Genomic DNA, 25,038 nt, shown 5'->3' with positions numbered 1-25,038 from the left:
AGGCAGAGGCACGCCATTTCTGGCATCCTCCACACTCCCCGCAACCCGTTATTTCGAGTTTATCTTGCTATTCCATTATTTCACAGAGCCCACCATACCTGCGACAAAATGTTTCTGCATGATGAAGAAAACGATTGCTGTAGGCAGTGTTGCAATCACGATTGCTGTCATGATTACTCCGTAATCCGGAGAATAACCAGCACCAAGATTTGAGATCAACAGTGGAATCGTTTGTTGGTCAGGTGTTTGCAATACAATGAGTGGCCACAGATAGTTGTTCCAGCTACTCATGAATGTAATGATTGCTGCCGCTGCATATGTTGTTTTCATGGTTGGCATATAGATCTTCAAGAAGATGCCGAGTTCACTCAAACCATCAATACGTCCAGCTTCCAGCAAGTCTTTCGGGAACATTTTGGTGTTCTGACGGAAGAAAAAGATCAGGAACGCTGTTGCGATGGTTGGCAGGATCACTGCTGCCATCGTGTTGATTCCGATAACCGGTGCAACTCCCGAGATTGTTGCAAACATACGATACAGTGGTACCATAATCGCTGCAAACGGGATCATCATGGATAACAACAGGATATTAAAAACGACATCACGGGACTTCGTGCGATATACCTCGAAGCCATAACCTGCCATGGAACCAATAAACAGTGCCAAGACAGTGGAGATTACAGAGATAATCGCCGAGTTTCCGAGAGCCTGTACCAGATTTGTCGAATCAATCAGTTTGTTGAAGTTATCAATAAAAGCTGACCCGGGCAGCAGTCTACCCTTGGTGACATCGACTGATGCATTTGTTGAACTGACCAGCATCCAGAAGAAAGGGAAAATGGATACAAAGGCGACGATGGATAGGAACACATATGTGAAAATCCGTTTTGCTTTAGCTTTAGCCATTTTTATTATCACCTGCCACTTTAAACTGGATGATGGACAATACAATAATCAAGATTACGATGGAATACGACACTGTTGCTGCATAACCGAAGTCAGGTGAATATTTGAACGAAAGGTTGTAGATGTATTGTGAAATCGACATGGTCGCATTACCTGGACCACCTTTGGTAATATTCATGATCTCATCGAAGATTTGCAATGTACCAATCGTTGATGTGATGGACGTGAAGAGGATAATCGGTTTAAGCAAAGGTACTGTGATTTTGAAGAATTGTGTAAAAGCATTCGCTCCGTCAATTCTTGCAGCTTCATAGATCGATTGATCGATGTTTTGCAGGGATGACAGATAGAAAATCATGTTATATCCGGTCCAACGCCAAGTAACGGCGATTATGATCGTAATTTTAGCCCAGAACGGGTCTGTGATCCATTGAATTGGATCGCCAATAATGTGCAAGCCCATCAAGAATTGATTCACCATTCCATCTGGTGCGAACAAATATTTAAATACAACAGAGTACGCTACCAATGAAGTTACACAAGGCAAGAAAATCGCAGTACGGAAGAAGCTCCGGAAGCGTAGTGTGCTGTCATTCAGCAATACGGAAATAAACAGACCGAGAATAATCATTACAGGCACTTGAATAATCAAGTAGATAAATGTATTCGATAATGCTGTACGGAACGTTGTATCAACTAACAATCTTTTGTAGTTAGAAAGGCCCGAAAATTCAAGATTGGCTCCTACACCAGACTTGAACGATAAGAGCAGCGCTTGGATCATCGGGTAGAAGTAAAATGCAACAATCCCGACAACAGCCAGCAAAACAAAAGCCCATCCAGTCAAATTATTTTTCTTTTGGAGACTGTCTCCTGTATTCATGGCTTTCACAGTATGGCTCCTCTCTCTCCATGGAACATGGGTAGAACCCACGGAGCCTCTCGCCATATCCGGTTCGACTTGCGCCGGACATGGGAGACGGCTCCGATGTTTCCTAGGGTTCTATAAGTTACCTTGGGTATCTTAGTTTAATTGTGCTTCAGCTTGTTTTTGTGCATCAGCCAGAACGTCATCGATTGATTTACCGTTCAGGAATGCTTGCATTTCTACAACCAGAATATCTTCAATGGCATATGTGTTGATACCATAGTTTACGCTTGGAATTTCTTTCGTCCAATTCGCAAAGTCTGTGAAGATTTTTTGTCCGCCGAAGTACTCGTCTGCTTTCGCATAAGCTTCGCCATCAACTGCTGGTTTGTACGTACCAATTGCGCCGATGTTGTTCAACAGATCTTGATACAATTGTTTGTCAGAACCAAATGTTTTTGCTACAAAATCAGCTGCTTGATCTGCACCAGGAACGTTGTTCATAACATACCAAGAGCTACCACCCAAGTTGGATGCGTGAACAGAGTTTGGTTGACCAGCCATTTTCGGCATTGGAGCTACAGCCCATTTACCGGATTGGGAAGCTTCTTGACGTACAGATGGTGAGAACCAGTTACCTGTAGGAATTGTTGCTACGCTACCGTTATTGGCGTTGGCAACGAATTGACTCCAGTCAGAGTGCAATTTAACAATGTTGGCATCCATCATCGCTTTGTATGTGATGAAAGCTTCTTTCAGTGCAGCGTTAGTAGCAATGTCAGGTGTTTTACCATCTTCTGTGGAATACCATTTACCTGCAGTTTGGATCATCATACGAATCAAACCAAGGTCATTCGGGTCAAGAGAAAGAAGCTCTTTACCTGTTTTAGCTTTTACGTCTTTACCAATTTGGATGTAATCATCCCAAGTGATGTCTTGCAGGTCAGCTGCTTTGTAGCCAGCTTGCTCCAGCAGGTCTGTTCTGTAGTACAAACCAGCAACGCCGGAGTCAAATGGTACTCCGTATTGTTTGCCATCAAACGCTGTTGGTCCGAGTTTGTAATCTGCAAAATCGGAAGCCGTGATACTGGAAGACAGATCTTTGAACGCATCAGGATATGCATTCAAGAAGCTTTGTGAACGATAGTCTTCAATCAGAACTACGTTTGGAAGACCGCTGGCAGTTCCGGAGTTCAAACCTGTGTTCAGTTTCTGAATGATATCAGCTTGAGCGTACTCAATGATGTTAATTTTCACATCAGGATTTGCTTTTTGATATGCTTCTTTTGCTGTTTCCATTGCAGCTACGTTAAACGCTTTGTCCCAAGCCCAGATCGTAATTTCGTTTGTTTTTTCGTCGCCACCGCTGGTAGTTTTACCTCCGCCACCAGATGAACATGCGGACAACAGCAGGACAGTAACGAGCATCAGTACCCACATTTTTTTCAAAACATTCAACTCCCCTTCAACCTCTTTGTGTGTAATTTGTTTGCGTTTTCTGAAAGCGGTTGCTTTCGATGTATTCATCTTATCATTCCCATATCTCCATTCGTTAGTAATAATTTTGTACGGATTTGTCATCTTATTGCCACAATGAAAACCTTTACAGAAACCGCTTGCATTAAATTTGGTTTTTTGTAATTTCTTTTGATTTTGTACGATCTTCATCTTGAATTTTTACCAAAGTCCTCTTTTCTTCATTGGATGGATATCATTTTGCAATAAAAAAAGCCTCCCTACTTCTGCATCATGCAGCATCCGGAAGACTCTTCGTTATATATGATCTAGATCTTGAAGCTTCTCAGCTCGGTGAGCCCTTATTGGGAGATTAACGGGAGCGTCACCGTCACTCTGGTTCCCTCACCAGGTGTACTCATAATCGTAACTCCGTATGGCGTGCCATAGAGCAGTTGAATTCGATCATGTACATTACGTATGCCGATTCCACTGAACAACTGTCGATTGTTTTTGGGATTGGGCAGCGACTCTCCCATGGCGAATCCCTCAATTCCGTCCCCATTGTCCATGATCTCACAGATCAGCGATTCACCCGCTCTGGACACCATGACATGAATCGTTCCTGTCTCCTTACGAATAAAAGCATGGAAGAAGGCATTCTCAATAAAGGGCTGAATCACCAGCTTGGGCACATGATAATGGGTGCAATCCGGCGAGACATAGAAGGCGGCTTTGATCCTTCCTCCATATCTGACATGATTAATGAACACATAGTTCTTCAGATTTTCAACTTCCTGCTCCACCGTGATCGTTTCACTTACATCACTGATCGTATTTTGCAGTAGCGAAATCAACGCATTAATTGTCTCGGCTGCACTGTCCTTGTTGCCCTGCTGTACCAGAACTTTGACCGAAGCAAGCGTATTGTACAGAAAATGAGGATTGATCTGACTTTGCAAAGCAGCAAGCTCTGCATTGCGCTGTTCGCGTTGGGTCAACACCAATTGATCAACATAATCATGCAGCTCATCTAACATGTAATTGTAAGCATGGCCAAGCTGTCGGCTCTCATAACTTCCACTGACCGGAATATAGTTATCCAGATCGCTTTTTGTAATGTTGGACATCTGCTTCACCAATCTGCGGAGCGATTTGGTAATCTGATTGGTAGTTAGGAACACCAGCACCAGTGCGCCTGCAACGATCGCTGCACAGATCAGAGCAATCGTCTTCATATCCAGCAATTGCCCCATGGCCTGCTCCTTATCCACGACATTGACAATGTAGAAACGATACAGCGGCAGGTACTCTGACAGAACAATGCTGTCTTGCTCCATGACTCGTGCGTTAACACCTTTGCGGTTATCATTGTTATCATTGTTATCATTGTTCATTTGTCTCGCATAAGACAGCAGATCCAGTTGTCTGGTTCCGATCCATTCCTCCCGGTTGGAGGACACAATCTCACCGTTTTCGTTCAGGATGACCACATCATTGCCCCGGCTTGTAAAGCTGCTGTAGAACTGGCGGAACACATTCTCTTTCATCGTGACGTATAGCACACCATACATACTGCCCTGGCTTCGATTGGTCAGTGCTTTGGTGGCGGATATCATCTGCTGCTCTGAACCCTCGCCCCTGTCGAGACGATAATCATTGAAAATTAATCGGCTGGGCTGCTTCGTCGCCTCCATTGTAATGGGCATCTGCTTCAGATCATCGGCAGACATGCTCAAGTGAGAACGGTCTGTTGAATACGTTCGTCCATTAATACCACTAATTGTAATGCCTATCTCATACGATTCGGTGATGGTCTGAATCCGATCCATCGCTTCTCTCATACTATAATATGACTTCACCATCGTGAGCGAATCGCTTTCTCCTTCGGACAGAAATCCCCGGATGGCTCCGCTCTGACTCACGTTGTTCGCTACTGCGGCAATAGTATCATTAAACGATTCAAAATTCGTTTTGATCTGGCCAAGCACCTTGGAATTTGTAATGCTGAATGTCTCGGTAAACAATGTAGTCGACATATGCATAGTCGTCCACATAATAAGTACGGAAACGAGAATGATGCTGATCACCATAACCAGAAATAATTTGGGAAACAAACCCAGACGGGACAACGCGTTCATCCATTTCTTCATCATCTATTCCTTCTGACTTTATGCCCAGAATTCACGCCGATATCGGCTTGGTGACAGTCCGGTAAATTTTTTAAACACCTTGCAGAAGTAGCTATGGTCTGAATACCCCACCATACTGCTGATTTCGGATATCGTACATCGGTCCGAGCGAAGAAGTTCCTCTGCTTTCTCGATCCGAATTTTGTTCAGATATTCGTTGAAGCCTTCCTTTTTGTGAGAGGAGAAGTAACTGGACAGATAGGATGGATTAAAATGAAAATGTTTGGCCACCTCGGCAAGTCCAAGTGGCTGGTCAAAATGCTCATGCATATATTCCAGCAGCATCTTCATATTTGGATCGCTTCGTCTTCCGCCGTCGCCGGTTGTACACGACTGAACCTCCACCATGAATTGATCCAGAACCTCCATCGCTTCTCTCAGGCTCGTCGCTCCATCCACATGTTTAAAATAGGCATATTTGCGCTCTTCCAGCACATCAGACTGCACATCCATATCCGCAAGGGTGATAGTCACGTTGAAGATAAGATTGCTCAGGAACGACTTGATCTCAAATACATCCGCAATGTAGTCACGTCCCAGCGTAACGGCATGATCTTGCAAATACGCTCTTGCCGCCTCTGTTCGATTCCGTTTCACATGCTGCAAGAACATGTTCACGTTAAACTGATATCCGGCGGGATGCAGGGGCGGTAGTTCACTGTATACCAGGATGGGACGGTCCTCATAGTAAAAACGATATTCCATCAACTTGATCAGACGATTGCGATATATGTTGCCCATCTCTTCAAATGAAGTGAAGCTGTCACTCAAAACCCAGCAGGGTCCATGCTTACCCGCTTCATTCTCCGTAGCCAATTGCTTGATCCGCTGTACCATCCATTCATCTTTGGTCGAATCAACATTAAGAAGACAGACAGGGAGTGGTTCTTCGGCCGGAACCAGCGCACATTCTACACCTGGGAGCTGAATTCGCATGTCTGACTCCATCCGTTCCTGATCCAGCAGACTGGGTTGTCCAGACCCATTGTCAGATCGATAAACGAGTAAACGAAAGCAAGCATGAGGGAACGTATCCCGGACCATAGCTGTTTCTTCATCCATTTCCAGCGTAAAACCGGACAGCATTTTCTCCATTAACTGCCCCATTCTCCAGCCTTCATGCGAAGGCTCGAATTGTAACTCTGGAATTTTGCCCGCCGTGCGCTGAAGCACCTGTAACAATTCGTTGGTATCCAGTTTCGGTTTCAAAATATAATCTGCTGCTCCATTCTGAAGCGTCGAGCGTACATATTCGAATTCACTGAAGCTGCTAAGTACAATCACTTCAATCTGCGGATGACTGGCTTTTAACGTCCGGACAAATGTTTCTCCATCCATTACAGGCATCACAATGTCCGTAATGACAATATCCGGCTGTAACAAACGCACTTGCTCAAGCCCTTCTTCTCCATTCGAAGCTTCACCCACAATCTGAAAACCTTCGGCTTCCCAATTCATATGGTGCTTGATACCTTGTCTTACAAGAAATTCATCGTCAACAATCAGTACCTTGCACAACCGGTTCATGACCCTTGACCCCCTTGTCTAATCTTTCCTCTATGTCTGTACAGGTTATACCTTAATATATCGGATACAACGGCCGCCCAGTGTTAGCGGTTACATTAATTTTAAAGTTTTGTACATCTTTTTATATCTCAAAACGAATGTTTAATCAATGGTAACTATCTGTATTTTACACTATATTTCGACTTTTCGACAAAACAAGAAGCCCTTGATCCGCCTTGAGTCATTTTGGCGTACCAGGACTTCTTATGCATTTTCCTCTAGATTAGCTCAATCGCTTGTTAAGGTTCAATTCCCCATTGTAGACTTCCGCCAATATACCCCGTTACTTTAGACCAATCGACATAGGCTGTTTGAGTCGGTGCAAAAGAATAATCATCGGTCTGGGTGTAGTTGGTCCAGTCGTTTTTGGAGAACCGGGCCTGGATTTCCGTACTTTGACCCGCTGCAAGCGTACCTGCTGCGGTTTTGAAGCCCATCTCCAGTACGTGATCGGCTCCTGTCACCGTTGTTGGCAAGGCACTGAAGTTACCTGTGACATTTGCAGTGCCTGCAGTTGCCCAATCACAGAAAAAGTTCTGAGGCTGAACACCGTTAATCGTATAATAGTAACGAATTTTGACGTCGGACAGTTGAAGTGCAGTTGTGCCTGTGTTGGTCAGCTTGATCTTGGGATTAATGGCATTTCCCGTTGCCGCTGTCGTTCCATTAAACATCTCAATGCGAATCGTGCCCGCAGGCGCAGGCGTTGTATCTTTAATGATCAGATTCAGGACCGCATCATTGCCTGCACTGAAACGAAATGTTAATGCAACACTTCCTTTGGGCAAAGAAGCCAGATAGGTTTTGCTTATCACCACCTGATTGCCGGATAACGTATAATCTGTACCTGCTACCAGCGTTGAATTTCCATTTCGTATCGTGCTAAGTGTGTTACCATTCAGCGTAAACGTAACAGGAATGTCAGCCTGGTTGCCTGCTTTGTGATCAAACTCCGAAGTCACAGGCGTAATGACCGAATTGGACCCGGGAACGGTACCTCCACCAAGACGATCAGCATAGAAAATCCCCCTGCCATTGGTACCCAGATACACCCTGCCATACAAGCGAGGATCTCCCGTAATCGTGGTTACACGAGCATATTGATGCTCATCATCATTAATCCGGACCCAAGTGGCCCCGCCGTCATCGGAACGGAAGAATCCACGTGTTCCATCGATCTGTGCAATCGTGTACAAAGCAACAACACTCTGTCCAGGTGCAGCTTTACCAAATCCAATACTGTCTGCTTCATCTACATTGTCAAGTTTGGTAAAGGTCGCTCCCGAATCCGTGGAATGCCACAGTCCGTAGGGTCCTTCCTCCTCACTGCCTCCTGCAAACCAGAGTTCGCCTTCTACACCGGGAACGGCATCCAGATCCGAATTCCCTTCTACTGGCAGTCCGGTAGCCGCCGATGCAGTGAAAGACACACCGCCGTTAACACTCACATAGATTTTTCCCGCCGCAAATCCATAGAATTTGTTCGGATTTACTCGATCGGAAATCACTTTCGCCTGTGCAGGTATGCCAGTACTTGCAGTCCATGAATTGCCGCCAGTCGAATAATATACGCCTTTGTCGGACGTGCTCCACAAAAGTCGGTTACCATTCGCAGAGATCGCTACAGTACCCCCTCCGGTTGTGCCGGCAGGCTCTGCACTTGCTTTATACCATGTTGTACCTCCATCGCTGGATAAACCAATGGATTTCGCATTTGGATCAGCAGTGTAATCCGCTTTACCTACGCGTACCATGGTATTCGGACTTAACTCTGCAAAATCGAGACTTTCCGTCGAAGGGTAGTTAGGGCTGGTAAATATCGTAGCTGGTGCCTGATCCAGATCGTTATGACGGAATCCCGAGACATCCCCCAATCCGCTTAACAAATGTGCTCCACTTGGCGGACTGATCAAATCCAGTACGGCGATCTCCTCAACACCCTTTGCCATCACTGAAATATTGATTTTGTTACCGTCATCCCAATCGGTCAGATTATTCGTTCCATAGATGGTTGCACCCGTTCCATACATCATGCGATTAGAATCAAAAGGATCAATCTCCAGATCCCCGATCATCCATCCCAGTTTCGGCGAAACTTCAGGAAGTGCCGGAGTTGTTCCGAATGTCAGCCATGGTGCAGCAGATATATCCTGTGTGTACCCCATTTTACGGTTTGGATACCCATCAAATTCCCAGATGCGTGTCCACGTTGCCCCGCCATCCGTGCTGCGGAACAAATTCGCATCAGGCCACCAGGAGTTGAGGGTTGCAACCATTAATGTGCCGGGATGCTGCGCATCTACGGTCAGTCCGCCGTATCCAAAATAATTATCGGAGCTGCTGCTTGGCACTGGACTGATGTTGGTCCAGACACCCGTCGACGTATTTAATTTCCACAAGTCACCTTTCTGACCATCATAAGGTCCCGCACCATCACTGTACGAGATGTAAAGACTTCCATCGGAATCCAGCACTCCGTGATGTGGGAGATAACCTGTAGGCTGTCCAGCAACAGCTGACCAAGTTGCTCCTCCATTCGTACTGCGATATATACTTTGATTTTTGTCAGCTACCCCGACATAGATGGTCTGTGTCGCCTGCCCTGCGGAACCCGTGGATTTGTCAAAAGTAATCCAGGCAAGGCCTATGATGTCACTGGTATATTCATTCGATGGGTCCTGCACATACGTCCCCGGATTCGGGAAGCTCGTCACTTTATTCCAGGTAACTCCGTAATCCGTACTTTTCCAGAGCCCATTGCCACTTCGTGCACCAAAATACAAGATGCTATTGTCATTGGGATCAATGGTCAAGCGTTCCCCCATGGAACGTCCCGGCATGTTGCCACCAACTTTGAACGGAAGATCGGTTGTCTGCCAAGTATCACCGCGATCGGTTGAACGCAGGATGGCGCCATTGTTTTTAACCCATGAATTCGTGTACGTTCCCACAGCCATATACACTCGATCTGGATCAACCGGGTCTGTAGCCAGCGCATCGACACCGTTGTTGTTCCAGTCATGCCAACCGACAAAATCAGTGAGCGGGGTCCAGCTCTTATCCGTAGGATTCCAGCGATAAGCTCCACCGATATCCGTACGAGCATAGATCAGATCTTTCTCAGATTCGTTGAAAATAATTCCGGGTACAAATCCGCCCCCCGCCCCGGTTACAACATTCTTCCATTGATATGAATCACTCGGGGCCGCTTCTGTTGTTCCAGCGAGTGCTCCCAGTGAAGCAGCTGCCACGGCCACCGTCAGGCTCATGATCCGCAATTTCCCCAAAAACGTTTTCATAGTTACTTGGCCTCCTCTTCCATATGTTCATCGCATCCGGTCTAACCCAGCTGTGTCATCGTGTTGATGATTGCAGTGCCAGACAAATCATGCATTGCTCAGGCAACCAGCCCCACCTCCTCTCTTTCTTATGTTAAGCGCTTTCATAAATATGTTTTATTCGCCATTGTCTGGATTATACATTCAATAAATAACATTCGATGGCAATTGAAAAACACCTTCTGCATAAATTCTATTTTTTGTAATTTTTTTCATGAGTTCTTCTGTTAAATGACAAAAAGGATGCCGTATAAAACAGCATCCTCCATCATTCATTTGTTATTTTCAACTAATCGTACAGATACACTGACCGTTTTACGCGTTTATTTGGTTTCCGCTTGCGTCACACTGCCATATGCATGAGTCTTCTGTCCTTTCACGCCAGGTCTGAATACAAACACAGAGCCAGCATTCGGAGTCTCGGCTAGTCGTTCTTCAGGAATACCGATACGAGCTGTCGTAATATATAAGTCCTCCAACTCCGGCCCTCCGAAGCAGCACGATGTGACCTGGTCCGCAGGTACCTCGATCTGTTCCAGCAGTTCGGCATTGTGCGGGTTCCAGCGGGTAACTCTTCCTCCACCCCAGTGGGCAACCCACAACATTCCCTCACTGTCTACAGTCATTCCATCCGGATACCCGAAATCCTCCGGTACCGCTATGACACTTGTCCGGTTCGTTATCTCCCCCGTAGCTAGATCAAAATCAAAGCGGTCAATGGAACGTGTGGGTGTATCAATGTAATACATCGTTTGCTGATCCGGGCTCCAGCCCAGACCATTCGATGTAGATACATCTCGAACCATCGTCCGCACAGGCTGTCCCTCTTCCAGGCAATAAAATGCCCCTGCTTTGCTTTCACCGTTCATACTCATGGTACCTGCCCAGAAGCGTCCAAAAGCGTCACATTTCCCATCATTGAAACGGTTGTTGTCTTTGCCTTTCTCTGGATCTTCAATTGGTCGCAGCTCTCCTGTGAGCAAATGATACGTGTGGAAACCATTACGCAATGCCACAACGACTTCATCTCCACGGTATGGAACAACAGCACCTACGTGCTCACCGACATCATAAGCTTGATCTTGGCCTGTAGCCGGATCATATACATGCACTTTGTAACCTTCAATATCCACCCATAATAATCGGTTGTGCTCAGCATCCCAGCTTGGGCCTTCCCCCAGCAGTGCCGGAGTATGTACTGCTATGTTCAAGATACTCATGCTATCACGTCCTTTTAAGATTTGACGCCGCCTGACCATTCGAATCCGATGGCATCCAGGAATGCTTTGGACAATACCATATGGCCTGTTGCATCTGGATGCACCCGGTCGTTAGTCAGTACGGACGTATAAAAATGATCCCAGAATGGAGTAAATGCAGCCTGTGTATCCACCAAAATGGCATCATATTCAGCAGCTACTCTGCGAACAGCTTCGCCATAGACATCCATCGTAGCCCGCATCGGATCTTCTGGATTGGCTTCCAAATAATAAGGAGTCATCAGGACAAGCCCTTTCAGCCCAGGACGAACAGATGCAACCAGATCACGCAGCGTGGATTCGTACTCCTCCAAGAAAACCTGCGAATCTGTGGACAACGGATTGTCGAATTGACGCCATACATCATTAATACCGATCATAATCGTTAACCAGTCCGGTTTGAGATCAAGAACATCACGATCCCAGCGCTGCTTCAGATCACGAATCGTATTCCCACTATTACCCACATTCTGGATACGCAGCATCAATTCCGGATAAATGGAACGCAATAGTGCGTATACTTGCGCAACATAACCATGACCCAGACCTGAACTGCCCTCCCCTACAGGATGTTCGCGGCCACAATCCGTGATCGAATCTCCGATGAAAAGCAGCTTGTCATTTTTTTGCAATTTCATTGTCGTTTTCTCCTTCGCTCTCTAATATTACCAGCCTTGATTCTTGAGCCACGTCAGGCACAGATCAGACCAAGCCCGAACAGCATCGTTGTCCTCTGCCAGTCCCAGGCCGTGGGAACCCTTCTCAAAGACGTGCAAATCATAGGCAATGCCATGCGCACCCAATGCGAGAGCGTAACGCAAGCTATTTTCAACAGGCACTGCCTGATCATCACTGGTATGCCAGATAAATGCTTCTGGGGCATCGGCTCTCACCTGCTGTTCAGCACTGAAGGCCTTGATCTGCTCGGCAGATACATCTTGTCCAAGCAGATTTTCACGAGAACCGGCATGACCATAGGACTCCATCGTAATTACCGGATAACAGAGAATAACTCGATCCGGGCGTGAACTCTCCCGTTCAATAGGATCTTCATGATCTGGTTGACCCTCGTCATACAAAGTCCCTAGCGTGGCTGTAAGATGCCCGCCTGCGGAGAAACCAAGCACTGCAATTTTGGAAGGCTGAATGCCAAATTCCTCGGCATGAGCGCGTACATAACGGATCGCACGCTGGCCGTCTGCCATTGGTGCTGGATGCTGATGCGGAGCAACTCGATATTTCAGTACAAATGCGCTTATTCCCGCACGGTTCAGCAATTCAGCAATCGGGGCTCCCTCATGATCCGCCAGAAAACCGTAGCCACCACCCGGACAGATAATGACAGCGCTCTCGGAACCGGGCTGAATAAACGGAATCAGATGGGGCATTTCGTCCTCATGACCCTTGGCTGCATGAGGGGCTGCATGGTCCCACAATGGTATTGTTGATGTCAACTTCAATCATCCTCTCTAAGTAGAACGGATACATCGATCCATTTAGGCACTTTCCAATCTCAGGAATCGATACCATCATAACGGCAACGACCCTTACGCATCAATACCTTCCTGGCATCACTTTTTGTTCAATTTGGTACAGATTACATGAAACGTTTAATATAACGTTCGAAACTGTTCGGGTGTTACACCCTCAATCCGCCGAAATGTAGCGACAAAATGGCTCGCATCACGAAACCCAACCTTCGTTGCTGTTTCCTTGACCGTGAGTCTGCTGTCCCCTGTCATGAATTCTTTCGATTTGCGAATGCGGAGAAGAATGAAATAGCTGTAAGCAGTCATACCAAAGGATTGTTTGAACAGGGTGTTCAAATGTCTAGGCGTAATGCCTGGTACAGTAGCCATCTGTTCAAGGCCAATTTCGGGATCGGCATAATGCTCATTCATATAGGCAATGAGTGGAGCAAGCCGCTCCACGGCATTTGAGATGGATGAACGACTGCCCGTCATGCCATGTTTTTTGAGTAAAATCAAAAATCGGTACATGTCCGCTGATGCTTCCAATCCCGACAAGTCCTGGTCACTGCTAATCGAGCCCAATACTTCTCTACCGTAATATTCAAGCGGGCTTTCCGTTGCCCATTGGTGAAGCGCTGCCTCTCCCAGGCCAAGCGCCTCGGTGATGGCAGGACACTGAGAACCTCCAAACGTAATATACAGGGTCTCCCACTCCCCTTGAGAACGTAGATATTCATGCGGCTCGTTAGGTGGCAATAAAATTCCAGAGCCCTCCCCGAGCCGTACAGTTGAACCGGCAAATCTGAACTCTCCCGCTCCCTTCACTGTCTGAAGCCAGTGATAACAAGGATACCCCGCAGGTCTGAACACCTTTTCCTGATTGCCATTGTAACCAATGCTCTCAATGTACAGTGGAAGCGGCTGATCCCGTGATGTCATGAAATAACGTTGGTGTTGAGGTGAGATTAACATAGGTTGTCTCCTTATAAGTAACAGCCATAATTCATTTCCATATTCTTATATCCATCATTACTTTTATTATATTTTAAAAGTCATATGTATCATATAGTATAGACTTATTCTTATACAAGAGGTGAATACATTGATTAGTAGCAAATTACCCAAAATGTTCTATGGGGGCGATTATAACCCTGAACAATGGGACCAAGAGACGCACCTTGAAGACCTGCGCATGTTCAAATTGGCAGGGATTGATATTGCCACCATCAACGTATTTTCATGGGCGCTGATTCAGCCTGATGAAGTCACTTATCATTTTGAAGGACTGGACCAATTAATCAATAGTTTGTATGAAAGCGGTGTATACGTCTGTCTCGCAACGAGCACCGCTGCTCATCCGGCATGGATGGCGAAGAAATACCCGGATGTCCTGCGTGTCGATACCGACGGACGGAAACGAAAATTCGGTGGACGGCATAACTCATGCCCAAATAGCCCTACTTACCGCAAATACTCCGAGAAGATTGCCGATAAACTGGCGGAACGATATAAGGATCACCCCGCTGTTCTTGTATGGCATATTTCGAACGAATATGGCGGCGAATGTTACTGTGATAACTGCGAGAAAGCATTCCGCGTGTACCTGAAAGAACGGTATCAGACTCTGGAACAGGTCAACAAAGCATGGAACACCAACTTCTGGGGTCATACCTTCTACGATTGGGAGGAGATTGTATTACCGAGCAACCTGAGCGAGCACTGGGGAAACAACAATTCCACGTTCCAGGGCATTTCGCTTGACTACTCCCGTTTCAACTCAGACAGCATGCTCGATTGTTACCGTCTGGAATATGATGCGATTAAGAAACATATCCCGGATTCGGTCGTTACCACCAACCTGATGGGATTCTTCAAACAGCTGGACTATTTCAAATGGGCCAAATATATGGATATCGTCTCTTGGGACAGCTATCCGGGTCTTGCGACACCTGTCAGCTTCACGGCAATGGCCCATGACCTGATGCGTGGCCTGAAAGATGGTCAGCCGTTCATGCTTATGGAGCAGACACCCAGTCAGCAGAACTGGCAGCCGTATAATTCACTGAAACGCCCTGGCGTCATGCGTCTGTGGAGTTATCAGTCTGTTGCCCATGGTGCCGATACGATCATGTTCTTCCAGCTCCGCCGTTCTGTTGGTGCCTGTGAGAAGTATCACGGTGCAGTGATTGAACACGTTGGACACGAGAATACACGCGTATTCCGTGAGGTTGCTGAGCTTGGTAAAGAACTGCAATTGCTTGGTGACAAAACGCTGGATGCTACGGTTGAATCCCGAGTGGCGATTGTGTTTGACTGGGAAAACTGGTGGGCGATTGAGAAATCAAGCGGCCCTACTATTGCTCTGAACTATGTAGATCAGATTCACAAATACTATGCTGCTTTCTTCCGCCGCAATATTCAGGTAGATATCGTCAGTGTGGATACAGATATCAGCAAATATGACATCGTGCTCGCTCCTGTACTCTATATGGTGAAGCCTGGATTCGCCACCAAACTGGAGAAATTTGTTGCAGCAGGCGGTACATTCCTGACCACTTTCTTCAGTGGTGTGGTTAATGAGAGCGACCTCGTGACAACAGGTGGTTATCCGGGAGAGCTGCGCAAACTGCTCGGAATCTGGGTGGAAGAAATAGACGCCCTGCTGCCTGAGCAAAAAAACAGCATAGTTCTGAAAGAAGCCTATGGCGATCTTCAAGGAGAATATGGCTGTGGCATGCTGTGTGATCTGCTGCACAGTGAGGGAGCCGAAGTCATCGCAACGTATGGAGACGATTTCTACAAAGGTATGCCTGTGGTGACTCGTAATACATTCGGTCAAGGTGAAGCCTGGTATATCGCATCCGATCCGGAGGATCGTTTCCTGGACGGTTTGCTGGGACAACTGGCTGCAGACAAAAATATTAATTCTCTTCTGACAACTCCAGCAGGTGTTGAAGTCAGTGCCCGTACCAAGGATGGACAACCATACCTGTTTGTCATGAATCACAACGCTACTACCCAATCCTATGATCTGGGCAAAGTAGAGGCTCACGATTTGCTCACAGATCGTGCACTTTCGGGTAACATCGAGATCGAAGGCCGAGGCGTACAATTGCTCCAATTAAAATAATTTTTGTTTGTTTATGATACAACATGTTACATGTATATCGCATTGATCGTAATTTCAAACTCAAATCGGTATGATTTGTATGAATTAGGAGGTATTCATTCTTTTACACGTTACAATCTGCTACTACCCGTATCTGTTTTTACCGGATACGGGTTTTTGTCATAAATTGTGAGGCGACTAGATAGAAGGAAAACCCGGGGAGCGGAGCGAATTGGACGAGACACACAATTTAACGACGCCCCGCCGGGAAATGGAAGCGGTACCTCAGAATGCAAGCCATGCATGTAATAAATAAAAATGCTGGCGAAATATTGGTGACAATCATGTTGTCACTAATATGCTGCTACAATAGGAGTAATACTCCATCTTCCTTTCCGGCGGCGCACCCTCGAAACGGAGTGGCTGACATGAATAGAACAAATCGGCTTGCCGCCATCGTTATGGCTTTGCAGCACGGTCACGAAACGGCACATTCCCTTGCAGAGAAATTTGAAGTTTCCCGCCGCACCATTCTGCGGGATATCCAATCCCTCTCAGAGATGAATGTCCCGATCATTGCCATCTCCGGTCCCGGAGGCGGCTTCAGACTTATGGAGGGCTATGTACTACCTCCACTGCAATTGGACCCGGTTGAAGCAGCTACTCTCATCTTCGCTCTTGAAGGAATAAGCCATTACGCAGATACCCCTTTTCAAGAGAAGCGCTGGACCTTAATGGACAAAATCAAAAGTATCATTCCAGATGATGTCATGGCAAGGATTGATCCCATGCTCAAACAACTGAAACATCATGTTCCTGAACGCAACTACATCCTTCATCATCTGGAACCACTTCTGGCTTGTATCCCGGAACAAGGTTGGCTGCGTATGTTATATCGCTCTGCTTCTCGACAACGCTGGTTGAGTATCTGTCCGATTCGAATTTATGCTTCAGCCGGCTTCTGGTATTGTGAAGCGTATTCAGAGGAGCATGGCGAACAGCGCCTGTTCCGGGTTGACCGCATTTTGGACGTCAAGACAATCGAAACACTCGAAGTACAAAAACTGGCTGAACTGGCTGAACAGCAGCGTAGCAAGCCGCGTTCTCCTGACCTTTCGTCCACGAGGGTTACAGCACGTTTGAGTTACAGCGGTATGATCGAAGCGGAACAGGACAAGCATATTGGTGAACGTCTGACCGAGATTGCTCCAGACGTCTGGGAACTGTCCTTCCTCTGCCCTCCAGGTGAGTGGGCTTGGGCCGTGCGCTTCTTTTATCGGCTGGGACGTGAGGCAGAAGTGCTTGAACCGGAGAAACTCCGCTGTGAGATTCGCCAACACGCGGAGGAAGTTTGTCAGATGTATAATCTCACTTCCCATAAATAACCGTTGCAGCACATGCTAAAAGTGCGTGTTCAAAAAGACCGGTTTTCAGTACCGAGAAGATGGAATGAAGCTAGAAATGGAGTAGCGGAGCGTAGGGAAAACTATGTGAGCAACGGACATTTCGGCTGAATTCCAACTTCGATGCTGAGGATGCCACTAGGCATCCTTCGTAATCAAAAGCGGACTTTTTGAACAACCTCTAAAAAGGAGCTTGCCACATTGATGAACAAACCTATCGTAACTTACGAAGAAGCTGTACAGCGAATTCAGGCTGTGGGACTGCTCCCACTGGCGCCTTTATTTCCTGAATATCCATCCCTGTCCTCCATAACACCCAAGGAACATTGGCATAAGGATAACGCTCTCGATCCCTGGTTGTGGCGTTCCCGTCTAGCTGAGGAAGGTGTCGCTGCCTATGGCAAATTTATCAAAAAGAAAGCCATTCTAGTCTCTCGTGAATATTTCCCATGGGTGCATCGTCTGTTAGCGGACTCCAGAGTCATGGAAGAACAGTATGATGCAGGATTGCTCTCTCGCGAAGCATTCAAGCTGTACCAAATCATTGAAGAGCAAGAAGGTATTGATGGGCGGGCGCTGCGTTCACAGGCAGGTTTTGCAGCTAAAGAGGACAAAAAGACATTTGACCAGGGACTGCTGGACCTCCAGAGCATTAGTGCCATCGTGATCTGTGGCACCAAAGAAAAAGAAGGGCTCGCTGAAGGTAAAGTAGCCTGGAACAGCTCTGCGTATGAAAGCACGGGGTATTGGATGAAACGTCAAGGTGTTGAACCTTTTGAAGGTAGCGTTAAAGACGCGAGTGACCTCCTGTTACATCATTTGGAGAAACACGCTTCACCTGCCGCATTGACCAAAATCAAAAAGGCATTTGGCATGAATTGACTAGTTAGAACAAAATCCCGGAAACCATAAATGGCGCCGGGATTTTGTTTTTTTGTTTTTGTAATAGTCCTGTACCGATACGGATATTGAACGGGGATGATCACTTATTACAGGATAACGCCATCCTTGAAAATAGCGATCTCCCGAAAACCATGCTGTTCGCTGAGGGTATTCGCCCGCCCGGAAGCAATATCGAGCAGTTGGCTGAACAGCTGCACTTTAACGTCTTCCATCATCCGACCTTCGAGCAGTTGACCTGCGTTGAAGTCAATCCAGTGTTTCTTGCGGTTCGCGAGATCGGATTGGGTCGCAATCTTGACGGTAGGCACCGGGCCACCAAATGGCGTTCCGCGTCCTGTCGTGAAGAGTACAATGTGCGCGCCTGCTGCAGACAGTGCCGTAACAGACACCAGATCATTGCCCGGAGCTTCCACGATGTTCAGACCGGTTTGAGTGACACGTTTGCCATAACGAAGTACATCGACTACAGAGGATCTGCCTCCCTTTTGCGTACATCCCAATGACTTTTCTTCCAGTGTGGTAATCCCACCCGCTTTGTTCCCTGGTGAAGGATTCTCATATATATTCTGACCATGATTGACAAAGTATTGTTTGAAACCATTCACCAGGTCTACCAAATCATGAAATACCTTTTTGTTGGCCGCCCGGTTCATCAGGATGGTCTCTGCACCAAACATCTCCGGTACTTCGGTCAATATCGCAGTGCCACCTGCGGCAACCAGCATATCAGCCACCGAACCGACAAGGGGGTTCGCGGTAATGCCTGACAAACCGTCCGATCCACCACACTTCAATCCAATTTTGAGCTTGCTCAGGGGCAGTGGCTGACGATGTTCATGTTCTACGATGTCCACCAGTTCTTCCATCAGACGCAGTCCTTCTTCAAGTTCGTCATCTGCTTCCTGCGCTTTGAGAAAACGTACTTTGGAACGATACTCGGGTGCAATGCATTCGCGGAACTGGTCTACCTGATTGTTCTCACAACCCAGACCAATGACCAGCACGCCGCCGGCATTCGGGTGTTCTACGAGGGAAGCCAGCACTTGCTGCGTATATTTCAGATCATCTCCCAGCTGCGAGCAGCCGAACGGGTGCGGGAAATGGTACACTCCATCCACTCTGCTGCCGAACTGGGATTGACCCATGCGAGCCAGGGCCTCACATACTTTATTAATGCAGCCAACCGTATTTACAATCCAGATTTCATTACGGATGCCTGCTTCACCGTTAGGGCGCAAATATCCATCGAAGGACCGCAAATGTTCCGGAGGCATGTCTGTCTGAACAGATGGCCCCGGCTGATATTCATATTCCAGTAATCCGTGAAGACCTGTCTTCAGATTGTGGCTATGAATCCAGCTGCCACGCTCAATCTGCTTTTTGGCTATACCGATGGAAAAACCATATTTCATCACATCCTCGCCCGGTGCGAGGGTATGCGCAGCAATTTTATGTCCTTTGGGTACATCGTCAATCAGTGTAAAAGAAACACCGTCTGTCAGCGTAATGCTTTCCCCTTTTGCATAATCCCGAAGAGCTATAATCACGTCATCTTGCGGCTGAATCGCAATCCAGTCATTAACTGTACTTGTTCTGTTCATTTACTCTCACCTTCCAGCAAAACAATTTCGTGAACGAGCGCATCGCGTAATCCTTCTCTTTCATCCAGATTCTCGCCCCAAATGGTTGAATCCGACAATACGTTAGCCACTCTGAGGTCTAATTGCTGCTGATCCCTGTTCAGCGGGTCATAACCCTCCCAATGCCTAGCCAGTGCTGCCAGCACATCCATATCATCCCGTAAGAGGACCGCTTCACTGTTCAGTCGTTGTCCCATATAACCATCTGCCGTGTTCACTGGGCGATACAGACACAATAACCCGGCATATCCCCTAACCAGCCCAACTGGCCATTTACCTTGTTTCTGTTCATATGCCAGAAGTGTAGGCAGCACACGAACTTTGAACTTTCCTACTGTATTTAATGCAATATCCTGCAACTTGTGATCAATATAGGGGTTGAGGAAACGTTCGAATACTTCTTCGGCATACTGATCCAGATGATGATCCGGCATATCCAGTGCAGGCACAATTTCCTGATGCACTACTTCCCTAATCCATGGACCGAATTGAGAATCTTCCATTGTCTCTCTAACATGCTGCTTGCCTTGCAATATACCGAGTGATGACATCAGCGTATGGGCACCATTCAGTATACGAACCTTACGCAGCTGAAAAGGCTTCAGATCCTTCACCCAATGCACATTGAGCCCCGCCTGTTTCAGTGGTAGTTTTTTGTCCAGTGCCTCATCTGCCTGGATAGCCCAGAAATGATATGGCTCTGCCGTATTAATCAGTTGATCTTCATATCCCCAGCGATTCGTCAGGGAATCGGCTTCTTCTCTGGTTGGCGCGCCCGTGACGATTCGGTCAACCAGATTGTTCAGGAACAAATTATGATTCTCAATCCATGAACGGAAGCCCTCCGAATACCCAAAATCTTCACTGTGACGCAGTACACAACTGCGCAGCACATCGCCATTACCTTCGAGCAACTCGCATGGAAGATGAACCAATCCTCTAGAGGGGTCCCCGTCAAATCGCAGATAACGCTGATGCAGAAAGACCGTCAGTTTACCTGGAAACGAAGGTATCGGCTCGCCCTGAACATACTCTGAGTACGTATATTTCAATCCCGATTCGGTCGTGTTGGAGATCACAAATTCCAGTGATGGCAGCTCCGCCAGCTCCAGAAAAGCCTGCCATTCTTCATACGGATTAATAAATTGTGAAAAAACCGAAATCATCTCCGTACGTTCTACCGGTTCTCCCTGTGACAGACCACGGGTAATCATCGTATACAAACCGTCCTGCTCTCGGATCTGTTCCAGCTTTGCCTTTCCCCCAGGTCGAGGCTGTGTCACAGCGACACTACCGTGGAATTTGCCTTGTCTGGCACTTTCATGCAGCATCCAATCTGCAAATCCACGCAAAAAGTTGCCTTCCCCAATCTGCAGCACCTTTACGGGACGCTCCATCATTTCTCTGCATTTGCGCTGACCATCACTTCCCAGCAGATTCAGCTTCAGGCGTGGTCGTTTCGTGCTTGCCGACATGCACACTCACCTCATCGTTTATTTGTCATCATAAGAATAATGTACGATTTCAAACCCTCGCACCCATTCATTGAAAACGCTTTAAATTCATTGTATCATCAATAAAAGGAAATTAAATTGCTTATATTGCGGTAAATGTACTCTTTCATGACCAAAAGTAACATCTCTTTTATGACTACGGTTTGGAAAGGAGCTCCCATGGATCGTTCACCTGTTCGTACGACCATTCAGGCAGAATCGGGCATTCCCTTCCGTCTGGTGTACACTGATACTAAATCCCCGCAGAGCGAGTTGCCGGATCACCTTCATGACTGGCATGAAATCATATACGTCTATCGGGGTCAGGGAACTATTTTTATTGATACTGGTCTTGAAGATATGCGGGCGGGGGACTTGTTTATCATTCCCGGCAACACGGTACATCGTGCTTTACCGGATGCGGGAGATCCCGTAACTTCATCAGCTTTGTTCTTCAGCCCCGGATTACTCGCCTCCGCAGCCGGAGGTAGTGCATCAGCTCTGCTTTCCCTATTTGAACGTTGTCGTAAACGCAGAGTGTACAAGAGGCATTTGGATGATTCAGGACAAACAAAGGTTGCTGCGCTAATTGATGACATCCAAGCCGAATTCCAGTTGGAACATCACCTCAGTGCCCATGCGGCTATGCTGCGGTTGCAGCTATTGCTTATCGTTCTGGAGCGACTGGAGGCAGCTGGTCCGTCCAGTCCTGACAGGAGTATATCCGGACCCGGCTGGCTCTCCACTACGCTGGCTCACATTGACGATAAGCTGCGCAGCGGCCTGTCCCTGCCGGAATTGGCACAACAGGCCGCCGTATCACCAGCCCACTTCAGTCGTGCGTTCAAGCGCTATACCGGTATGACCCTAACCGATTATGCATTGGCTCGCCGAGTCATTATGGCAAAAGAACATCTCCTTCGAAGTGATGACACGATGACAGTTGTTGCCGATGCCTGTGGCTTCGAAAGCCTGCCCCATTTTTACCGCCAATTCAAGAAACTGACGGGCACCACACCCGCTGTCTACCGTAAAACCATGAAAAGCTCAGGTTAAAAGTGATAATACATCCTGAAATGTAGAAAATAGTTCAAGTGTAGCATATTCTTCCATACTATACATGTGATATGATATAATACTGAATTACTTGTCGGAAACGATGCGTGAGCGAGGCATTGTTGAAGGCCAGATGCCTCTGGCATCCTCAATGGATTATCCGGTAAAGCTGCGCTCAGAGACGAGCGGACGAGGCATGCTGCCCCCTTCTTTTGCCGGGTACCCGGATTGTCCTTCAGATGTGACCCACACGCGGAAACGAAGAGGGGTTGATCCGCTGGATCAATCCAAATCTATTTCAAGTGTTCGAAATGTAATTACATCCTAAGTGGAGTTGACTCTGTCGTGCTTATTAAATTTCTAATCTTTGGCCTTTTATGGCGGATTGTAGGTAATCCGTTCGTGGCTGTCCTTATCTTCCTCGTTATTCTTTATTTCCTGGACCGTCGCTATGTCGGGGTGTTCCCCAGCTTCATGAAGCCACTCAAGCGTATGCGCAATGTCTCACGACTCCGGCAACAGCTTGCCATGAATCCGAATGAAGTCTCTTCCAAGCTGGACCTGGCCCGTCTGTTGATTGAACGCAAGCGTTATAGCGAAGCTCATGCATTGCTGCTGGAACTGGAACGTCCTTACGAACATTCCGCTGAATACTGGGAGGCGCTCGGCACAACTGAGCTACATCTGGGCAAAGTAGTTGAGGGTGAGCATCATATTTTGCAGGCACTCGATATTAATCCTAGGGTCAAGTATGGGCAGCCTTATCTAACTCTTGCAGGTGCATTCAAAGAAACGGAGCGGGACAAATCTTTGGAATACGTTCACCAATTCCAAGAGATCCATTCCTCATCCAGTGAAGCTTATTATCTTCTTGGCTCAGTCTACCGCTCGCTTGGGCGTACCGCTGATGCAAAGCAAGCCTATGAACAATCGCTGAACGTATATCGCTCCCTGCCAAAGTATAAGAAGCGTCAGGAGCGCCGCTGGGCTGTCCGCAGCTGGTTCCGCAAACGCGGATTGTAACCGTTGCTGTATTACGTTTGATTCAAACATTAGATACTACAAGAATTGAGTGTATGCAATCATCCGTGATAAAAAAGGTGATCCTACAAAAAAAGTGCACTGGCTTTGCCTTAAGGCAGAAACCCGTGCACTTTTTTTGTGCATCCGTATTTTGCGATAGTCAATCTCACATTGCATGGATACCACTTCACAAGGTGTACACGAAATAGATGAATATCAGCTGTTCGAACCACATTTTGCAGCGCTATTCCAGCATCTCACGTAGCCTTTCCTCATTCCTTTTCATCCAGTCTGCCCGTTCTCTCAGCTTCACGATTTGCTGCACAGCAACTTCTGGCTCATCCGTACCTTCAAACATCCGGCTGATAAAATGCATAACCACATCCAGACTTCGAAGCAAAATAAGCTCTGGAATCGCCCTTAGCTCCTCCGGTTCCAGACTGACATGTTCCCTGAATCCCTGAATCAGTCCCTCCAAAGCCTGCCACATCCATGCTTCCTTCTTGTCCATCGTTAGAAGGTCAGACATGGGAACCGCCAGCTCCATCACCCGCAGATCCCATGTAGCAAATTCAAAATCCAATATCGCACAGATGCGACCCTGCGAATCTTCCAACACATTGGATGCATTCAGGTCTCCATGTACCAGTTGATGCGGCAGATCTTCCATTCCTTTTAAAGCATTGAAGAAAGTTGGCAACACAAGCCTCAGCTTATGCAGGTCTTCTGCACACGCAGTCAGCGCATCTGGTGGTGACGTGCATAGCTCCAGCAATTTTTCTGGTGAGCAGAGCGGATAAGCCTCCTGAATGTGATAGTAGGGCGGGTAAACAGGTTCAAGTGATATATGGAGACGAGCCATGACCGAAGACAGCATTCCCGCTGCCCTGCCCAAACCGATCAGCTGATCGGGCGTATGCCAGACCGGATTGTTGCCATCACAATAGTGGAATACGCTCACGATTTTCGTACGGCCCGTGAGACGGTCCTGTACTGAAAGAAATGTCGCATCCTTGTCGTCAGGAAGGCTAATGGGTGAAGGCACTTGAAGCGCAAAGTCTGAACGAGCCAATGCAGACAGCACCTCATGTTCAAAAGTAATTTTACTTCGATCATTATGCGTTTCATACTGCCTCAGCACGTAGGAATCTTCGTCGATCTGTACCATGAAGGTAGAGTTGTTCATGCCTCCTCTTCCGCGCTGAGCCTTCCAGTTGGATGAGAATCCATATGAGGATAAAACTTTGGATATGAGCTGTTGTTCTGAATTGTCTAGGGAACCTGCTGGGATGTTGTACACCAAAAATAACTCCTTTATCTCACGAAATGCAACCTTTATATGTCCCTATCTTAAC

19 protein-coding genes are annotated in these 25,038 nt (G+C 47.1%); 6 read left to right on the top strand and 13 right to left on the bottom strand.

The window, feature by feature from the left end:
• Positions 1-75 precede the first annotated feature (75 nt).
• The 10 genes from ACR32F_RS11235 to ACR32F_RS11190 all read right to left on the bottom strand — a co-directional run bounded on the left by ACR32F_RS11235 (position 76) and on the right by ACR32F_RS11190 (position 14,028).
• Entirely contained in the window at positions 76-906 is an 831-nt protein-coding gene (locus ACR32F_RS11235) for a carbohydrate ABC transporter permease (RefSeq protein ID WP_062833750.1), read from the bottom strand.
• On the bottom strand, positions 899-1,789 hold the full coding sequence (locus ACR32F_RS11230) for a carbohydrate ABC transporter permease (protein ID WP_036610887.1): 891 nt from the start codon (positions 1,787-1,789) through the stop codon (positions 899-901). Before ACR32F_RS11230 ends, ACR32F_RS11235 begins: the two co-directional genes overlap by 8 nt.
• A gap of 141 nt (positions 1,790-1,930) precedes the next feature.
• Positions 1,931-3,214, bottom strand: a complete 1,284-nt coding sequence (locus ACR32F_RS11225; RefSeq protein WP_440119786.1) for an extracellular solute-binding protein — start codon at positions 3,212-3,214, stop codon at positions 1,931-1,933.
• A gap of 377 nt (positions 3,215-3,591) precedes the next feature.
• Positions 3,592-5,382 carry a cache domain-containing sensor histidine kinase gene (locus tag ACR32F_RS11220; RefSeq protein ID WP_440119784.1) on the bottom strand — a complete coding sequence of 597 codons (1,791 nt, stop codon included), beginning with the start codon at positions 5,380-5,382 and terminating at the stop codon, positions 3,592-3,594.
• A gap of 18 nt (positions 5,383-5,400) precedes the next feature.
• Positions 5,401-6,948, bottom strand: a complete 1,548-nt coding sequence (locus ACR32F_RS11215) for a response regulator transcription factor (RefSeq protein WP_440118780.1) — start codon at positions 6,946-6,948, stop codon at positions 5,401-5,403.
• 278 nt (positions 6,949-7,226) lie between these two features.
• Positions 7,227-10,286: a X2-like carbohydrate binding domain-containing protein gene (locus ACR32F_RS11210; protein WP_440118779.1), complete on the bottom strand. Its 3,060-nt coding sequence runs from the start codon at positions 10,284-10,286 to the stop codon at positions 7,227-7,229.
• A 362-nt stretch (positions 10,287-10,648) separates the two neighbouring features.
• On the bottom strand, positions 10,649-11,545 hold the full coding sequence (locus ACR32F_RS11205) for an SMP-30/gluconolactonase/LRE family protein (RefSeq protein WP_440118778.1): 897 nt from the start codon (positions 11,543-11,545) through the stop codon (positions 10,649-10,651).
• Between the two features lie 14 nt (positions 11,546-11,559).
• The gene (locus tag ACR32F_RS11200) at positions 11,560-12,222 is read right to left on the bottom strand and encodes an SGNH/GDSL hydrolase family protein (protein WP_440118777.1); all 663 of its coding nucleotides are present in this window, start codon (positions 12,220-12,222) and stop codon (positions 11,560-11,562) included.
• A 27-nt stretch (positions 12,223-12,249) separates the two neighbouring features.
• Entirely contained in the window at positions 12,250-13,038 is a 789-nt protein-coding gene (locus ACR32F_RS11195; RefSeq protein ID WP_440118776.1) for an alpha/beta hydrolase, read from the bottom strand.
• A 156-nt stretch (positions 13,039-13,194) separates the two neighbouring features.
• Positions 13,195-14,028, bottom strand: a complete 834-nt coding sequence (locus ACR32F_RS11190; RefSeq protein WP_440118775.1) for a helix-turn-helix domain-containing protein — start codon at positions 14,026-14,028, stop codon at positions 13,195-13,197.
• Positions 14,029-14,158: 130 nt separating this feature from the next.
• Between ACR32F_RS11190 and ACR32F_RS11185 the strand changes: the two genes are divergently transcribed.
• The 3 genes from ACR32F_RS11185 to ACR32F_RS11175 all read left to right on the top strand — a co-directional run bounded on the left by ACR32F_RS11185 (position 14,159) and on the right by ACR32F_RS11175 (position 18,450).
• Positions 14,159-16,186, top strand: a complete 2,028-nt coding sequence (locus ACR32F_RS11185) for a beta-galactosidase (RefSeq protein WP_440118774.1) — start codon at positions 14,159-14,161, stop codon at positions 16,184-16,186.
• Positions 16,187-16,593: 407 nt separating this feature from the next.
• On the top strand, positions 16,594-17,550 hold the full coding sequence (locus tag ACR32F_RS11180; protein WP_440118773.1) for a helix-turn-helix transcriptional regulator: 957 nt from the start codon (positions 16,594-16,596) through the stop codon (positions 17,548-17,550).
• 222 nt (positions 17,551-17,772) lie between these two features.
• Positions 17,773-18,450 (top strand): AlkZ-related protein, encoded by a 678-nt coding sequence (locus tag ACR32F_RS11175; protein WP_440119783.1) that lies wholly within the window; start codon positions 17,773-17,775, stop codon positions 18,448-18,450.
• A 107-nt stretch (positions 18,451-18,557) separates the two neighbouring features.
• Here ACR32F_RS11175 and ACR32F_RS11170 read toward each other — a convergent pair whose 3' ends face one another.
• Positions 18,558-20,072 carry a UxaA family hydrolase gene (locus ACR32F_RS11170; protein ID WP_440118772.1) on the bottom strand — a complete coding sequence of 505 codons (1,515 nt, stop codon included), beginning with the start codon at positions 20,070-20,072 and terminating at the stop codon, positions 18,558-18,560.
• A complete protein-coding gene (locus tag ACR32F_RS11165) occupies positions 20,069-21,586 on the bottom strand; it encodes a tagaturonate reductase (protein WP_440118771.1) in 1,518 nt (505 codons plus the stop codon). Before ACR32F_RS11165 ends, ACR32F_RS11170 begins: the two co-directional genes overlap by 4 nt.
• Before the next feature lie 198 nt (positions 21,587-21,784).
• Here ACR32F_RS11165 and ACR32F_RS11160 point away from each other — a divergent pair, with 198 nt between their 5' ends.
• From ACR32F_RS11160 to ACR32F_RS11150, 3 genes are all read left to right on the top strand, one after another.
• Positions 21,785-22,660 (top strand): AraC family transcriptional regulator, encoded by an 876-nt coding sequence (locus ACR32F_RS11160; RefSeq protein ID WP_440118770.1) that lies wholly within the window; start codon positions 21,785-21,787, stop codon positions 22,658-22,660.
• Between the two features lie 91 nt (positions 22,661-22,751).
• Entirely contained in the window at positions 22,752-22,988 is a 237-nt protein-coding gene (locus ACR32F_RS11155; protein ID WP_440118769.1) for a hypothetical protein, read from the top strand.
• 17 nt (positions 22,989-23,005) lie between these two features.
• Positions 23,006-23,683, top strand: coding sequence for a tetratricopeptide repeat protein (locus ACR32F_RS11150; RefSeq protein WP_440118768.1), 678 nt, complete (start codon positions 23,006-23,008; stop codon positions 23,681-23,683).
• A gap of 244 nt (positions 23,684-23,927) precedes the next feature.
• Here ACR32F_RS11150 and ACR32F_RS11145 read toward each other — a convergent pair whose 3' ends face one another.
• Positions 23,928-24,983, bottom strand: a complete 1,056-nt coding sequence (locus tag ACR32F_RS11145) for a phosphotransferase enzyme family protein (protein WP_440118767.1) — start codon at positions 24,981-24,983, stop codon at positions 23,928-23,930.
• Positions 24,984-25,038 lie beyond the last annotated feature (55 nt).

The organism is Paenibacillus hebaui, assembly GCF_051934385.1.
Classification (GTDB): Bacteria; Bacillota; Bacilli; order Paenibacillales; family Paenibacillaceae; genus Paenibacillus.
This window is presented reverse-complemented; position numbering and strand designations above follow the sequence as displayed.